The organism is Shewanella sp. SP2S2-4 (genome assembly GCF_031932025.1).
GTDB classification, from domain to species: Bacteria; Pseudomonadota; Gammaproteobacteria; order Enterobacterales; family Shewanellaceae; genus Shewanella; species Shewanella baltica.
The window spans coordinates 1-17,026 of the sequence record NZ_JAUOER010000016.1; the positions used below are offsets into that span (position 1 = coordinate 1).

Genomic DNA, 17,026 nt, shown 5'->3' on the forward strand with positions numbered 1-17,026 from the left:
TCACTCGAGATGTATTGCTGGATGTCGGCCCCAGTGAGTCTGCCGCCCTCATCTGATTGTGCTTTGAACTCAATGTATCTGGCGAGTCTCCTTTTTTGCTCATTTGACAATGACGGCTTCTTCCCTAGGCGTGGTTTATCTTCAAGTCCTGCCAGTCCTTGCCCAAGATAGCTGGAGACCCATAAGTTGACGCTAGATCTGGCCACCTTCAACTGGCTTGCCACCTGAGTGCGGTTATGGCATTGCAAAAATAGCGATACAGCGAGCAATCGCATGCGCTTATGCGGATTTTTTTCTCTTTTGGAGAGGCTAAGCAGACTTTCAGCAGTTTCAGGTTTCATAATCCAATTTTAAGCTGTTGGGTTGCTTGCTATTAGATCAGACTTCAATGCGGAATGGTATAAGCTGGCTTTTTTGCGTCTGAAATTTGTGAAATCAGCATTAATACAGAACATTGTTCTATTCGTTTTTGCGCTGGGCATTTAGCTAGTTCTTTACGTTTTTTCCTTCCTTCATTTCAGACTTTTATACTCTAAGTTGATTATTTACATCAAGATCTCGCTTAGTTTGATAAGTCCTTTTGCTTAGTGGTTAGTTTCCCGTTAGCATACAAAACTATTCACATTTTTGTTAAAGGCTGTCTGTTGCCTATGCTTCGTAAGCTTTCGCTCGCGGTACTGCTCCCTCTGTGTATGCTGACACTATATTTAGTGTTGGTCATAGGCGAGTACCTGTTTGAAAGCGATCAAGTGCGCGCTGAATTGGCGCAGCGACAATCAACACTGATAAAGCAGCAGTTGTTCCGGATGCAGAATGTGGTTCAATCGGCGCAGGCTTTACAGGATGTGGAGCGGATCGAGCAGGAGGTTTCCTTAGCTGCGCTGGATATGGGCACTATGGTTTATATCTTAGTTGATGCTGATAGCCGTATTCGTTTTGCAAACCATACTGTTTGGCGTGATAGCAATGCCATGCAAGTCATTGATGGTTATGATGCTACTCGTCATCGTGCTGTGGTTCAGGCTTTCCTGCCACAAATTCTCGTTAATCTCGAACGTTTAACCATTCAAGCATATTATCCCGTCTTGCCTCAGTATGGTGGTGCGGTTGATTTGATTTATCTTGAAGCCGATTTAGCGCCTTTAGTTGCCGAAGCTTCCGCTAAGTTACAACAACGTTTTATGCGGGTTTGGGGACTGGGTGGATTATTACTGATTGGTTTTACCTTCATTCTCTATTTCCTGTTGATCCGTCCATTCCAAATATTAAGTGAGGCCGCTAAACAGGTAGGGACTTCTTCCTTTTCGACATCGATCCCATGGAGCTCATCAGAAGTCTTATCATTGCAAGCCAGTTTGCAGCAGGTACATGAACGTTTGAGTCGTGCCGTGAAACAGTTGAATGACAGCGAACTGCGCTGGCTGTTTGCGGTGGAAGGTTCGCGGAACGGTATTTGGGATTGGGATATCAGCACGGGTGAGGTTTTTCTTTCTGATCGCTGGAAAGAGATGATCGGTTATGCGCCGGATGAATTAGCGGGCGTATTCCAGACTTGGGAAACGCGGTTACATCCCGATGATAGGGATATCGTACTTGATGCTTTGCAGGAGTACGTTAGCGGTAAAAGTAAGGAATTTGAAAGTGTCCATCGCCTGCGACATAGAGAGGGGCATTATGTGTGGGTGCTGGATCGCGGCATGCTGGTTGATTGGGACCCTCAAGGACGTCCTACTCGGATGATCGGCATTCATATGGATGTGTCAGAAAGTGCCAAGAACCATGCTGCGATTAATGAACTTGTGGATCAATCTGTTACGGGTCGTAAAATGTTGCCCGATGTCTTTATGGCGCGACTGTCGCAATTTTTAACCCAAGGTAATAGCTCGGGTCAATGGGGAGCATTGCTGCTTGTTGAGGTAGATAGATTAGGCTTGGTCGTGACTCTAAACTCCCACGAATTAGAGCGCTTACTCACGCAAGTGGCTGCACGTCTATCGAGTTATTTCACTGAGAATATTACCGTTGGTCGATTGGAGTCCGGTGATTTTGTTTTGCTGGCGAAAGACTTAGCGATTGATGCTTCAGTGGCTGCGCGTCGTGCTTTAGCGCTTGCGAGTGAGTTAAGGCAAGTGATTGCTCGACCATTCCATTACGGTCATCATCACTTTGAGCTCAGCGCGAATGTGGGGATTTGTTTGCTCGACAGCATAGAGACCTTAGATCCAGCTTTAGTCATGCGCCGCGCCGAGTTAGCAGCCTTGAGTGCTAAGCAACCTGGGCAAGCGGGATGCGCTTTCTATCATGCTGAGATGGATTTACGTCAGAGCCGTGATGAACAGTTACAACAGGAATTACAGACGGCATTACAGCAAGATAGCATGACGTTAATGTTCCAACCTGTGATGAATGTGCACAGTGAATTGGTCTCGGCTGAAGTGCTCACGCGTTGGTATCGTGCCGATGGCGAGTTTATCCCGCCTGCAGAGTTTGTAGCGTTAGCCGAACAGGGAGGAATGATTGCTGAACTCGATTTCTGGGTCGCTAAACGTGTGTGTCAGTTTATTGAGACATCCCATACCCAAGGCCGGAGTTTGCCGACTTTAACTCTTAATATCAGTGCATTCTCATTTGGTCAGGCAGATTTTGTTGATGCATTGATTGCGTTAGTCAAAGAGCATGGCATTACGGCTCATCAATTGGGTATTGAGCTCAATGAGGCTGCATTGTTAATGCAACCACAGTTTGTGGCTGAGCGCGTGTCTAAGTTAGTTGATGCTGGGATAGGCATCGTCCTCGATCATTTCGGTTCTGGCTCGAGTGCTTTGAGTTGTTTAGCCAACCAGCCATTAGTTGCGGTAAAATTGGATATGAGTTGTATTGATTCATTAGCCGTAATGCCACAAAGAGTGAAGGCGTTAATTGTCTCTGCGCAGCAGTTTAATTTGCACGTGGTGGCTAAAGGCGTTGAATCACTCCAACACTATCAAGCCTTTGTTGAATTTGGCTGTGATGGTTATCAGGGCTATTTATTCAGCCGAGCGCTAAACCAAGCGGACTTTATCCAGCTTGTTTGTCCTCGTCCTTTATTGCGAAGCGTTTAAAGAAGTCGAGGGCATAATTTAAGGCTTGGTTTCGATAGGCGTCTTTTTCCATAAAAATCTCATGGGCAGCCCCTGCTATCACCTTCAATTGACAATGAGTGCTCACCGCAAGATTCTGGGCCGCATTATCAACAATCTTATCTTCACTCGCTTGCAGTATCAGGATAGGCGTGCGAATTTGCGTCGTTGCCAGTACGCAAGTGTCTGCTGCATCTAAAGATTCTGTCAACCAACGGTTAGTTGGGGAACCGAGTTGTAACTTAGGGGCCGCGTCATACAAGTCTCGATAGGCTTGGTATCTACTTTGGCAATGGGTTAGCTCATTTCCTTTGAAGGGAACTGGTTTATAGTTCTGTCCTCCAAGCACATAGTTAGGTTCGCCGCCATTGAGAGTGGTATCGAGCTTACTAGCTAACCAGCGCACGAATGCTTTTGGCATAGGTAATTTGATGCCATACATGGGCGCTGAAAATGCCGCGGCGGTAAAAATATCGGGATGCTGTTTGAGATACAAAGTGCCAATCGCGCCACCCATTGAATGGCCAAGTAGCATGAGCTGTTTGTCGTTTTGTGGTAACACTTTCTTTTGCATAAACAGTGTAAAATCATCGATATAATCATTGAATCTTCGCACGTGCCCCATGTGCGGGTTGATTGTCATACGATCCGACAATCCTTGGCCACGGTGATCGATGGCATAAACTGAGTAACCCTGTTGGTACAAGTCGAAGACCAATTCTTGGTACTTTAAATAGGATTCAACTCGGCCACTACTGAGAACGATTGCGGTATGTGCTTGGGGATGTTTGACCATCATATAGGCCAGCGTGATGCCATCAGCTGTGATCAGCGTGTCTTGAACAACACTTTGCCAGAAGGCTTGCTGCTCTGAGGTATTTAAATCGTGTTCAGTCGAAAATGTCGCTTTGGCTTGGCTCATACTCAGTCGCAAATCATTTGGCTTGAATGGTTTGCTAGAGTGTAACAGACAACCATGGGAGTCTGAAAATACCGACTCCCATGGTTGTGATTAACTTAGCGTGTCGCCTTTTTAGCTTCAATAAAATCATTGATTTGCTGTTCGAGGATCGACATAGGTACTGAGCCATTTTCTAGCACAGCGTCGTGGAAGGCGCGAATATCAAACTTGTCGCCGAGTTCTTGTTCTGCTCTTGCACGTAACCGCTTGATCGTTAACTCGCCAATCTTGTAGGACAAGGCTTGTCCTGGCCACGAAATATAACGGTCAATTTCGGTCGTGACATTGTGCAGTGATAGCGCGGTATTGCTGGCCATAAAATCGATGGCTTGTTGACGACTCCATCCTTGGGCATGCATGCCTGTGTCTACGACTAAACGCGCCGCCCGCCACATTTCATAGGTTAAGCGGCCAAAGTTACTGTAGGGATCTTGGTAGAAGCCAGCCTCCAAACCTAAGTATTCGCAATACAGACCCCAGCCTTCACCGAAGGCAGAGATATAGCCATAACGACGGAAGTCAGGGAGTGACGTTAGCTCAGAGTTGAGTGAAATTTGCAGATGATGACCGGGTACGGCTTCGTGCAAAGTTAAAGCTTCTAACTCGTAGAGTGGGCGCTTGTCCAATGCATAAGTGTTGACCCAGTAGTAACCGGGTTCGTCATCGCTGTTCGATCCTGAATATCGTCCTGTGGTGTATTTCGGCGCAATTTCGGCGGGCACTGGCGCTATGCCGTAGGGTTTACGGGGAAGTTTGCCGAAGTACTTAGGCAGCATGGCATCGGCTTTTTTGGCAATAAATGCCGCTTCTTTGAGTAACTGATCGGCACTTGTGGTGTAGAACTGGGGATCGGTCCGCAGGAAATGTAAGAAGTCGGCAAAGCTGCCTTTAAAGCCAACGGACTTGATGATTTGCTCCATCTCTTGGCGGATACGCTTTACTTCTTTTAAGCCCAGTTCATGCACTTCTGCCGACGTCATATTCAAGGTCGTATAGTAACGTACCCGATTCTCATAAAACTCAGCACCGTTAGGTAAGCTGCTGGCCGCGATATTTTCCCGTGCATTGGGAATGTACTCTTTGGTCATAAAATCATAGAAGTTTTGATATAGCGGTAGGACTTTTTGCTCGACTAAGGCGCGACCTTCTTGGGTCAGCTGAGTTTTTTGTGCTTCAGTGAAATAGCTGGGGTATTGCGTAAAAGGTTTGAAATAACCGCTCTTTTCCATAGGGACGATATAAGCACTGATACTGTCTTCAAAGCCATTGAGTGTCACTTTAGGCGGCGTTATTCCCTCGGCTAATCCTTGTTTCAGCCAGTGAGTTTGCTGGGCGAAATAGGTCGGGAGTGCATTGAGTTTGGCAATATAGTTGCGGTAATCCTCAAGGGTGTTGAATCTTCCCTGTGCGATTGAGGTGATATAAGCGTGGAAGCCGCTTTCCGCGGTAATGGGCAAGTAATAATCTTTAAAGCGATATAGGTCGACATCGTTTTGGATCTGATCTTCCAGTATTTGAGCGTTAATCTTATCTTCTTTACTCAAACTGCTGCGGTCGAGTGCTTTGAGCTGCGCTAATACTGCGATTTGACCTTGATTGAGCTTAGCGAGCGCAGCTGGCGATAGATCCGATAGCTTTCCTGCGGCACTGGCATCGCCCATGCTGTAAGCCATTTCAGGACTCGCGCTGAGCTGTAATTGCCAGCTTTGGTCGATAATCGCCTGCAGCGCGGGAGCTATGGGCTCAACTTGCGATTGTGCTGCTGATATTGTCTGTGCCGATGGGGTTTGAATATTTTTTGTGGTTTGAGTGGCACTACAGGCGCCTAATGCGCATATCAATAAACTGGGGGTTAAGAGTTTATGCATAGTCGATCTCTGATATTTTCGTTGTTATTGAAGTCATTATGCCTGATGAATACGGCAGTTCCTTGTATGGATATTAAGCAGAATTGTGACTGAATGTGAATTTAAATGCGTTTGGCGCATAAATGCCCCTGAAAATGCGTGTTAAACTTAGTGTCCGCCCGCGACCAAATAACAAAAGCATTGGCAGGGTAGTTCAAATAGGGGTTAAATATGATTGATACATCCATTCCATTAGTGGATCTGCATCGTCACCTAGACGGTAATGTGCGAGTAAACACCATTTGGGAACTAGGACACCAACACGGCATTGCGCTACCTGCCGATTCTTTAGAGACTCTCGCACCTTTTGTGCAAATTCAGGGGAAAGAAACTAGCTTAGTCGCCTTCTTAAAGAAGCTCGATTGGATGGTTGGCGTACTCGCTGATTTAGATGCGGTTAAACGCGTTGCCTATGAAAACGTTGCCGATGCGGCGTTGTCTGGCTTAGATTACGCTGAGTTACGTTTTAGTCCTTACTATATGGCGATGAACCATAAGTTACCGATTGAAGGCGTAGTTGAGGCGGTAGTTGACGGCGTTAAAGCGGGCTTAAAAGACTATAACGTGAAGATCAATTTGATTGGCATTATGTCACGTTCATTTGGTCAAGCGGCTTGTACTCAAGAACTTGAAGGCTTACTCGCCCATAAACAACATCTCGTGGCTATGGACTTAGCTGGAGATGAAATGGGCTTCCCTGGCGAGTTATTTAACGATCACTTTAAACGTGTTCGTGATGCTGGTCTGGCGATTACCGCTCACGCCGGTGAAGCTGCTGGTTCACAAAGTATGTGGCAAGCGATTCAAGAACTTGGCGCGACGCGAATTGGTCACGGGGTGAACGCGATTCACGATCCTAAGCTGATGGAATATCTTGCTAAGCACAGTATTGGTATCGAATCTTGCCCAACCAGTAACTTGCATACTTCTACAGTCGCTTCTTACGCTGACCATCCTTTTAGAACTTTTATGGATGCAGGCGTATTGATCAACTTAAATACCGATGATCCCGGTGTGAGCGCTATCGATATTAATCATGAGTATCGTATCGCTAAAGCCGAACTCAAATTAACCGATGCTGAGCTAGCCCAGGTGCAACGTAACGGCGTTGAAATGGCATTTTTATCAGACAGTGAGCGCAAAGCACTGTATGCAACTAAGGCATAAGCTCTTAGTTATTACTAAAAATAGCTATAAATAAAAAATCCGACTTAGAGTCGGATTTTTTGTGAGCGTTCGCGAGTGCAGCGATAGGCGCTTTAGATCACGCGTGAGAATTGTTGCTGACGCGCTTTTTGACGATAGTAAAGGTCGAAGCACATACAGATATTGCGGATCAATAAACGGCCAGTAGGGCTGATAGTGATCTGTCTGTCGACGATTTCAACTAGCTTGTCATCGATAAATGTCTGCATTAACTTAAGATCTTCCGAGAAATAGGTTTCGAAGTTAATCCCCAGTTTCTCATCAATTTTCGCCATATCTAATTCGAAGTGGCAAATCAGCTGTTTAATCACTACGCGGCGGATTTCATCGTCACGGTTCAGGCTGCAACCTTTCCACAAAGCATGGCCTTCCTTATCTATGGCTTCATAGTAAGGGCGGATATCTTTCTGGTTTTGTGCATAGCAGTCGCCAATCTGACTGATGGACGACACGCCAAGACCTAACAAATCACATTCTTCTTGGGTGGTATAACCTTGGAAGTTGCGGTGCAGTCTGCCTTCACGCTGTAACTTGGCTAACTCGTCATCGGGTTTAGCAAAGTGGTCCATACCGATATATTGGTAGCCCGCGCCAGTTAAGGTCTCGATAGTTTGGTGCAGCATTTCGAGTTTTTGTTTTGGCGAAGGTAAATGCTCGTCTTTGATCTTACGTTGAGCGGCAAAGCGCGCAGGTAAGTGAGCATAGTTAAATACCGACAGACGGTCAGGCGATAAATCTAAAACGCGCTGCATAGTGACGGCAAAGGTTTCTGGCGTTTGGTGTGGCAAACCATAGATTAAATCTATGTTGGTCGACACAAAACCCATGGCTTTCGCTTTGGCCATCAAGTCGAAGATAAATTGCTCGTCTTGTTCGCGATTAACGGCAATTTGCACTTCTTTATTGAAATCTTGTACACCAATGGAGATCCGGTTGAAGCCCGCTTCTTTCAATGTGTCGAGCATTGACAGTTCTATCTCGCGAGGATCGACTTCAATCGAGAACTCACCTTCTTCTGCAAAGTTAAAGTTAGCTTTAATCAATGACGTCAGCTTAAGAATTTGCTCAGGATTTAAGAAAGTGGGTGTACCGCCGCCCCAATGCATTTGGGTTACGCTGTAATGTTTAAACAGGGGCGCACGTTTGATAATTTCTTGGCTTAAATATTCAATGTACTGATCGGCTTTGTGTTGGTGGCGGGTGATAACTTTATTACAGCCGCAGTAATAACAAAGCTTGGCGCAGAACGGGATATGAATATACAGTGACAGTTTATCGCTTTTACTATTTTCAATGGCCGTTAGCAGGTTTTGTTCGGTGAATGTGTCATCGAACTCCAATGCCGTTGGGTAAGAGGTATAACGGGGACCGCTGTAGTTATACTTTTCGATCATCGACTGATCCCAGCTAATCTGAGTGGGCTGCTTCAAGGCGTGTCCTCCGTGGGTAAATTAGCAACAAGCGAAGTATGCAAGGTTCTTAAGTAAATAACCTTGATCTAGGTTGTAAAAATGACGTCTGTCTTTTTAGAAGTTACGCAATATCTATCAAAAAAGTACGCTTGTCTGTCGATATATGGTGGTTTTGTGCGCAGGCTCACGGGAGACAGCAGAGTAAGATTGGAGTGGGTTTTATCGAGATGACCTCAAAACCACAACATAAGTGGTCTTGAGGTATAACAATGAGCGAGTTTAATGCATCGCTTTGGCTTGGTAATCCGCCAGTTTTTTCGCATCATCACTGATGCCTTGCTCTAATGCCGCTTCGGACTTCATTCTGATCAAGTCTAGCTTCATCCTTTCTTGCTTAGGCAAGGCTTGGCGAGCATCCATAATGGGATGATCTTTAATTAGCTCAAAGTGTTTGAATAATGAAGGGTAATCGGGAGCCACGCGCTCACTCAATGACAGGATTTCAAATAATCGCCCAATTCTGACCACACCTTCAGAGATCTCACAGCGGTCTTCAATCATGGCAGTGGCGATATAGCGGATATCATCTAAAACTTGGGCGCGTTTTGCATTCGCCGTGACTTCACGCTCGGCTTGTTCGGCCTGCTGACGCTTTTTTTGCTGCTTGAGTTTTAGGATTAAGAAGGTGGCGTAGCTACTAAGCGCTACTATGATGATAAAACCGAGAATAATGATAGCCGTAGACACAGAGGCTCCTTATATGAATGGCATAAGGAGCACAGCTAAAAAACTGAGTTCCCTATGCCTTAGCACTGAGAGGTTTAGAACTTGTCTTGATAATCTTTCAGTAAGTCGGCGCCTGATTCGAACTTGTCGAACAACTCATCGTCAGACAAAGACTTAGCTGGTGATGAAGGTGCATCATCATCCTCCATATCATCGCTAATGCCCAGTTTAACCATCAGGGCTTCAATCTTATTCAGCTGTTGATCTAACCATTTTTGGTCATCATCGTTGAGGTCGCGGCCTTCTTCCAGCATATCTAATAGCTGATTTAATTTTGGATCTTCTTCCAATTTCAGCAGTTTTTGCTCGTCAGTCAGCTTAGCTTGTTTCACTTTTGGCTGAGCGGCTTTGTCTGTTACTACTGCCGCAGGAATCGCTAAAGCAATAGGCTTTTTGCTGCCATGACGCGGGTCTTTTTTCTTAGCGGCCTGCTGTTGCGGCGCTTGCGCTAAAATTAAGCTTTCGTTATGACGACTGCCTGATTTATTGCCAGAATCTTTACGTTTGCCAGTCGCTACAGCGCGATCTTGCTTCTTCACTCTTGGCTGTAACTTAGGGCTGTTCTCGCCGCCCTTGCGTGTTTTCTTGCTACGAGACATGGTCTTCTCAATTGTTTACAACGTATGGCCCTGCAGACTAAGGTTGAGCTTGTCTACAAGGTGCGAAATTAGGCCGAGTGTTATACCAGATTATGATGTTTTTTGCATCAAAACGAGATCCTTTGCGGCAAATAATAGTTCAAAATCGCTATTGTTTGCTAGGTACTCGAAGGTTTGTCGCTGGTAAAAGCTCACATGGGTGAGGTTGTTCTTGTAATGCCACTTAGCAAAACCATCTAATTCAGTCAGTAACGGTGTGCTTATCGCTAGCCAACCACCAGGATGCAGTAGTCGAGAGAGTAAGGCCCACTCTTTTATTGGGTATTGAAAATGCTCAAAAACGCGATAACAGCAGATAAAATCATATTCTTGCTTTAACACATCATGATTCGGGGCAAAAAAGGGATCATATTGATTTAACTTGTGGCCCGCATTTTCTATGGTCGCCAAACTCTCATCATCGAGTATGCGACCAAAATTTAATCCTAATAAGCTGCCAGCTTGTTGCTGCTCTAATTGCGCTAACAGCGGCAAAATAAATTGCGATAGCTGCTTTTGCTTCAACGCTATGCGTGAACGACCGTATCTTTGTTTCTCTGCCGCGGGTGGTAAATGGCTATTGGCATCCGCAAAGGTTAACTCACATGTCTTGCAAACATAAAAACTCCGCTTTTTATCTTGATGAAGGAGTTGTGTCTGACTGTTATGACAAAGAGGGCATCTGGGCATTGAGTCTGCTGAAGTGGTTATTAAGGCTTTGATTGTACCAATTATATTGGTCGAGTGCACATTTTAGACACTAGGGTGTGTTACAAAAGAAAAAAGGCGGCAGTTAAACTGCCGCCTTACAAAGGGTGCTTTAGCACCTTATCCTGATTCCAAGTATCCATACTTGCTATGCGACTTTCCCGGTCGGTATCCTTCTTTTTTTACTGCTTTCCCTGCATTATTTTTGTTAACGGTCTTCCAGACACTTTATTTTTTTCTGTCGCCATCCTGACCACAGTTTCCGTAGATGGTCTCGCGACACATCATTGTATAGCATCGTCATCATTGACGTTTAGTTAACCATCCGTGTTACTTAAGTACCTTCCAGTGATAACAAGCATCCAGCCAGTGCATCCTAAGCTTATCGCTTCCTTTGCGACAGTTTACATCATGTAAACTGTGTCCTGATGGGGCAAGTTACCCTGAGTGTAAGGCGTTTTGCTAGAAGCAAATTGGCGTTATCGGCCATCCCTTACAAAATTGTGCTGACCTGGATTTCAAGTGGAAATCACGACTCTTGTTATTATTAGAGAGTGGTCTTAAGTATATTATTGTTATTGAGTGTCTTTATTCTTATATCTTGAATGTTAATTATACCGAAACCTGTAAGTTATTATTAATCTTTTTGTACAAACAGATGGGTTTATCTCGGTACGGGGCTTATTAAACCGAAATCTGTGATCTATGTCAAGCATGAATCTTATGCAGTTTACGTTCACGTCAACTTGGTGGTGTGAAAAAAGGGTGATAATACACCCCTTTCTTAACTGACTAAGATTACTTCAGGCTAGAAAGATACTTAGATAGTGCGTCGATATCGCTATCGCTTAGCTTTTTAGCCACATCTTGCATCATGCCGTTCAGGTCATTATGACGACCCGCTTCACGGAATTTTGTCAGTTGGATCTTGATGTAGTTGGCGTGTTGGCCTGCTAATGTTGGGAAGCCTGCAAGTTCAGCGCCTTTACCATCTGGACCATGACATGCCATACAAGCGGTAATACCACGTGAAACATCGCCACCTTTGTAAAGTTTGGCGCCTAACTCAGGGACATCTTTCGCTTCAGCCACTTGGATTGCTTGGCTAGAAAAATATGCAGTAATGTCGAGAATATCCTGATCGCTTAGAGGCATTGCCATGCCACTCATGATAGGATCCATACGACCGTCTTTACCGCCAGTTTGCGCAGCACTACGGAAATCATGTAGTTGCTTTTGGAGGTAAGTGGCGTGTTGGCCCGCAAGTTTAGGGTACATATCGATCATACTGTTACCGTCCATACCATGGCAGGCTGAACAGACAATGATTTTCGTTTTTCCCGCTTCAGCATTACCTTCAGCAATCGCAGGTGAAGATATGGCGGCAATTACAACAGACAGCGCAAGAGCTAGCTTTTTCATGGCGTTCCAACTTCTGGTTAAGATTATTATCCTGAGCTTACTAGGGTGACCCGCAAGCGTGGTAAAATATGATTAATGTGATCGGAGTAATATTTTACACGAAAACGTGGAAAAGTAAGTAATTCTTCATAAATTATGGTATTGCGTAGAAAAATTTCGGAGTAAATAGTGACTGAATCTCGTATAGATTTTCGTAGGGCAAAGTTTTTAATCAGTGCACCTGACATTGCACATTTGGATCAATATCTGCCCGGCGATGTTGGAGTTGAGATTGCATTTGCTGGCCGCTCTAATGCTGGAAAGTCTAGTGCACTCAATGCATTAACTGAGCAAAAAAGTTTAGCAAGAACCAGTAAAACCCCTGGCCGAACTCAATTAATTAACGTATTTGAGTTAGATGCTCAGCGTCGTTTAATTGACTTACCTGGCTATGGTTTTGCACAAGTCCCGCTTGCGTTGAAAAATAAATGGCAGCAGGCATTAGGTGAGTATTTGCAAAAACGCGCTTGTTTAAGTGGCGTGGTTGTCCTGATGGATATACGTCATCCACTAAAAGATCTCGATATGCAGATGATCGAGTGGGCGGTTGCCAGTGAAATCCCTGTGTTAGCTTTGCTGACGAAGTCAGACAAATTAGCTCAAAGCGCTAAGATGAAAACCGTAAATGAAGTGCGTCTGGCGTTGAGTGAGTTTGGTGACTGGGTACAAGTTGAGCCTTTCTCATCGCTTAAAGGAACCGGTAAGCCTAAAGTGTTGGCTATTTTAAATGAATGGTGTCATCCGCAATGGTTGACTGATGAGTTAGATGCGGCGAACAACGCCGAATAATATTGCCTGTTTTTGCATACATGGTCGAGTTTGACTGTGTATGCCGCCCCTCTGTTTTTCCTGTAATTTTTCCTTATCTTTCCCTCTTGTTAAGCTTTTATCCCTATTAACTTTTCGTCAATTTCAGGCAAAAAAATAGCCGATGACAGTGTCACCGGCCAAAAATATTAGCTCTTTTGGGGAGAAGCTAAATTCAACAAGACTCAAGCACCACCAAATTAGCTTCAATGGTTCTCAATGAAACTAGCATACAGCCAATTTACTTTTTATTAAAGTAAATACTCTAAAATTTACCTAAAGTCTGAAAAAAGAGCAAAAAAAAGCCTCAGCAAACAAGTTGCTGAGGCGCCAGAATTTGGCTCATCACTATAAGTGAAATAAAGGTCTGAAAGATAGAACATCTTAACCTCTGTACCCTACGCAGAGAATATTACTCCATTTATCTTTAAATGGAAAACAGTTTTTTCAAAAAAGAGGTAATTATGTGCGCTTGATCTCAGGTTGTGAGTGAAAAAGCATCTTAAATTGATCTTAAAATTTCATTAAAAATGCTTAGCCGGCTGATTTAGCTGGGTAATCCGAAATTTATATACAAAAGAGATCAATATTTGAGATTTAATGTTTTTACTCTAAATCTGACTTAATGTTTTAATGTACGCGTGAGAGAACAACCGTTATGACACTTTTTAGCATATATAGCTTGCTTTAACGCCGTTTCGATTCGTGTAATCACACCCTTGAGTCTCCATTTGCTGCGGCAGTGTATCGATGAGCTCTACTGCTAAATGTATCAGGTAAAGATTGTGTGGTAGTGAGTTATGCATATTGCTGCCGATGAAGTTGCATCGTACTTAATGCTCTAGTATTTGTGGGGTAAGGAATGTTTGGTTGCGAGTCATGGTTTGGGTCGTCTGTTAAGTTGCGCAGCGCTTAACGAACTAGCGTGTTCGGAATGCAGATTGTTTGGCTGTGAGTCATACATTATGTCGCCAGTTAAGTCGCGCCGAACTTGATGGTCTAATACGTGCGGAGTCGAGATTGCTTCGTTGAGAGTCATACATTGTGCTGCCGATGCAGTTTTTCTTAACTTAATGGTTTGATTTCTATTGTGAAAAGATAATTTGCGCACAGTGATGAAAGGGACTCAGTATTGGTGTGCTTAGAGATGATTAAGACGGGAGAGAGCTAACCTGAGTTCAAAATATTGAATTCAGGTTAGCTTTATTTACTTTAAATCATATTGATAGTGCTGGTTTTGATGTCACTAAGGTTAGTGAGCTTCATCCCAGTTATTACCAATGCCCGCTTCGGCAAGTAGTTCAACATCGAGATCGGCGGCTTGTGCCATTAAAGTGCAGATTGTCTTTTTAAGCGCTTCTGCTTTATCCGCATCGACTTCAAACACCAATTCATCGTGAACCTGCATGATCATAGTGATTTCGCCTTGGGTTTCTGTCTTTATCCACTGGGCGATATTGATCATGGCCTTTTTGATGATGTCGGCAGCCGTGCCTTGCATTGGGGCATTAATCGCAGCACGTTCGGCACCTTGGCGGCGCATCGCATTACGATCACGGATTTCAGGTAAATAGAGGCGACGACCAAACAGAGTCGATACATAACCTAAGTCGGCAGCTCCCGCACGCGTTTCTTCCATATAACGTAATACGCCAGGATAACGGGCAAAATAAGTGTCGATATAGGTTTGTGCTTCGTGGCGCGGGATATCGAGCTGGCGCGCTAAACCAAAGGCTGACATGCCGTAAATTAAGCCGAAGTTAACCGCTTTGGCGCGGCGACGCTGTTCTGTGGTCACGTCCTCAAAGTCAGTACCAAACACTTCGGCAGCCGTCGCTCTATGAATGTCTTTACCCTCGGCGAAAGCTTTGAGTAAGCCTGCATCTTGGGATAAGTGCGCCATGATCCGCAGTTCGATTTGCGAGTAGTCGGCGGCCAAAATTTTACGACCATCTGGTGCGATGAAGGCTTGGCGTATGCGACGGCCTTCCTCGGTGCGGATAGGAATATTTTGCAGGTTAGGCTCGCTCGATGATAAGCGACCTGTTGCAGCATTAGCTTGATGGTAGCTAGTGTGCACACGACCCGTTTTAGCGTTGACCATCAGTGGCAGTTTATCTGTATAAGTGCTCTTTAATTTAGATAGGCTACGATGTTCGAGGATCACCTTTGGTAGAGGGAAATCTAATGCCAATTCAACTAGCACTTCTTCCGCGGTTGATGGTGCGCCCTTAGGGGTCTTTTTGGTGATCGGGTAACCTAGCTTTTCAAAAAACAGTACTTGCAGTTGCTTAGGCGAACCAAGGTTAAATTTCTCACCGGCAATGTCGTAGGCTTTTTCTTCTAAGGTATCGATTTTACGCGCCAGCTCGTCGCTTTGCTGGCCGAGTAACATGCTGTCGATTAATACCCCTTGGCGTTCAATATCTGACAATACTTGGATCAGCGGCAATTCGACTTCGGTAAACATAGCGGCAAGTTCGGCTTCTTTCTCGAGTCTTGGCCACAAATGTTGGTGTAAACGCAGGGTGATGTCGGCATCTTCGGCCGCATAAGGCGCAGCCGTTTCCAGTGGAATTTGGTTGAAGGTCAGCTGTTTTGCACCTTTGCCAGCAATTTCTTCAAAACTGATATTTTTATGGCCTAAGTATTTGAGCGCTAAGCCATCCATATCATGGCGCGAAGCCACTGAGTTGAAGACATAGGATTCGAGCATAGTGTCGAAAGCGACGCCCTGCAGTTTGATCCCTGCATTGGCTAAGATACTGATGTCGTACTTAAGATTTTGACCGACTTTCTTCAGTTTCGGATCTTCAAGCAACGGGCGTAGTTTTTCTAGCGCGACGGATTTATTGATTTGAGTCGGCGCGCCAACGTAATCATGGGTCAAAGGCAGATAAGCGGCTTTTCCTGCCTCAACGGCGAAGGAGATCCCGACTAATTCCGCTACCATGTAATCTAAGCTGGTGGTCTCGGTATCTACCGCCATCAAGTCGGCTTGTTTAAGCTTAGTAATCCAAGCGTCTAATTCGGCTTCCGTGAGAATGCAGTCGTACTGTGTTTCTATCGCTTCGACTGGAGTCGAGTCTTCCTGTGTCTCGGCTGCCGCATCAATTGGGGTATTTGCAGTGATTTTATTATCTAAGACTTCGGCTAACCAACGCTTAAACTCCATCTCGCCGTAGCATTTGATCAGTTCATCTTTGTCCGCAGGCTTGATGGTGAGTTCGTGCCAGTCTTGCTCAAGTTCGACATCGGTTTTGATGGTGGCGAGTTCGTAAGAAAGCTTGAGCATGTCGGCATTTTCAATGATCTTCGCCGCCATGGTTTTAGAACCTCTAAAGCCGAGCTCGGCGACTTTTTCGGGTTCAGCTAATAAGTTACTCACGCTGCCGGCTCCAGTGAGCATAGCGAGCGCTGTTTTCTCACCAACGCCGGGTAAGCCGGGAATGTTGTCGGCCTTGTCGCCCATCAGCGCGAGCAAATCTATGATACGGTCTGGACCAACACCAAATTTAATCGCGACTTCTTCTGGGCCCATTATGGTGTCTGTCATGGTGTTGATGAGCGTGACGTTCTCATCGACTAACTGCGCCATGTCTTTATCGCCAGTGCTGATAAGCACTGCACGGTTTTCTAAACTGGCTTGGCGGGCAATAGTACCGATCACGTCATCGGCTTCGACGCCGGAAATTGAAATCAGTGGTAAACCCAGTGCGCGAATAATGCGATGCAAGGGTTCTATTTGCGAACGTAGATCATCAGGCATAGGTGGGCGCTGTGCTTTGTATTCGCTGTACATGTCATTGCGGAAGGTTTTTCCCTTGGCATCGAACACTACTGCGATATGGCTTGGCTGATAGCGAGTCAGCAAGCTGCGTAACATATTCACTACGCCATAAACGGCACCGGTTGCTTCGCCCTTTGAGTTTGTCAGGTGAGGAGGCGCATAATAAGCGCGATATAAATAGGAAGATCCATCCACAAGCACAAGTGGGTTTTTAGCGACGGTTGGCATAAG

At 45.1% G+C, this 17,026-nt stretch carries 12 protein-coding genes; 3 read left to right on the plus strand and 9 right to left on the minus strand.

All coding sequences use genetic code 11. The features are described from left to right. On the minus strand, positions 1–341 hold a 341-nt coding region (locus Q4Q54_RS21665), incomplete at its 3' end, for a transposase (protein ID WP_371830299.1). 309 nt (positions 342–650) lie between these two features. On the opposite strand from Q4Q54_RS21665, the gene Q4Q54_RS13575 reads away from it, so the two are divergent. Next, positions 651–3,101 (plus strand): EAL domain-containing protein, encoded by a 2,451-nt coding sequence (locus Q4Q54_RS13575; protein WP_311988701.1) that lies wholly within the window; start codon positions 651–653, stop codon positions 3,099–3,101. On the opposite strand, the gene Q4Q54_RS13580 is transcribed toward Q4Q54_RS13575, so the two are convergent. Next, positions 3,058–4,041, minus strand: coding sequence for an alpha/beta fold hydrolase (locus tag Q4Q54_RS13580; RefSeq protein WP_311891597.1), 984 nt, complete (start codon positions 4,039–4,041; stop codon positions 3,058–3,060). The genes Q4Q54_RS13575 and Q4Q54_RS13580 overlap by 44 nt on opposite strands. A gap of 95 nt (positions 4,042–4,136) precedes the next feature. Further along, positions 4,137–5,948, minus strand: a complete 1,812-nt coding sequence (locus Q4Q54_RS13585; RefSeq protein ID WP_311988702.1) for a DUF885 domain-containing protein — start codon at positions 5,946–5,948, stop codon at positions 4,137–4,139. A 210-nt stretch (positions 5,949–6,158) separates the two neighbouring features. Between Q4Q54_RS13585 and add the strand changes: the two genes are divergently transcribed. Further along, positions 6,159–7,154 (plus strand): adenosine deaminase, encoded by a 996-nt coding sequence (gene add, locus Q4Q54_RS13590; protein WP_311988703.1) that lies wholly within the window; start codon positions 6,159–6,161, stop codon positions 7,152–7,154. A 92-nt stretch (positions 7,155–7,246) separates the two neighbouring features. Here add and hemN read toward each other — a convergent pair whose 3' ends face one another. The 5 genes from hemN to Q4Q54_RS13615 form a co-directional block, all read right to left on the minus strand. Further along, complete coding sequence (gene hemN / locus Q4Q54_RS13595) at positions 7,247–8,623, minus strand: oxygen-independent coproporphyrinogen III oxidase (RefSeq protein ID WP_311988704.1); 1,377 nt, start codon at positions 8,621–8,623, stop codon at positions 7,247–7,249. 261 nt (positions 8,624–8,884) lie between these two features. Next, positions 8,885–9,352: a DUF2489 domain-containing protein gene (locus Q4Q54_RS13600; RefSeq protein ID WP_006079358.1), complete on the minus strand. Its 468-nt coding sequence runs from the start codon at positions 9,350–9,352 to the stop codon at positions 8,885–8,887. A gap of 74 nt (positions 9,353–9,426) precedes the next feature. Continuing rightward, entirely contained in the window at positions 9,427–9,990 is a 564-nt protein-coding gene (gene yihI / locus Q4Q54_RS13605; RefSeq protein WP_311988705.1) for a Der GTPase-activating protein YihI, read from the minus strand. Positions 9,991–10,080: 90 nt separating this feature from the next. Beyond that, a complete protein-coding gene (locus tag Q4Q54_RS13610; protein WP_063884457.1) occupies positions 10,081–10,719 on the minus strand; it encodes a class I SAM-dependent methyltransferase in 639 nt (212 codons plus the stop codon). 816 nt (positions 10,720–11,535) lie between these two features. Continuing rightward, on the minus strand, positions 11,536–12,159 hold the full coding sequence (locus Q4Q54_RS13615) for a c-type cytochrome (RefSeq protein WP_006084749.1): 624 nt from the start codon (positions 12,157–12,159) through the stop codon (positions 11,536–11,538). A gap of 168 nt (positions 12,160–12,327) precedes the next feature. Between Q4Q54_RS13615 and yihA the strand changes: the two genes are divergently transcribed. After that, positions 12,328–12,987 carry a ribosome biogenesis GTP-binding protein YihA/YsxC gene (gene yihA / locus Q4Q54_RS13620; RefSeq protein WP_311988706.1) on the plus strand — a complete coding sequence of 220 codons (660 nt, stop codon included), beginning with the start codon at positions 12,328–12,330 and terminating at the stop codon, positions 12,985–12,987. Between the two features lie 1,270 nt (positions 12,988–14,257). Here the strand turns inward: yihA and polA are convergent. Further along, complete coding sequence (gene polA, locus Q4Q54_RS13625; protein WP_311988707.1) at positions 14,258–17,023, minus strand: DNA polymerase I; 2,766 nt, start codon at positions 17,021–17,023, stop codon at positions 14,258–14,260. Between the last annotated feature and the right edge of the window lie 3 nt (positions 17,024–17,026).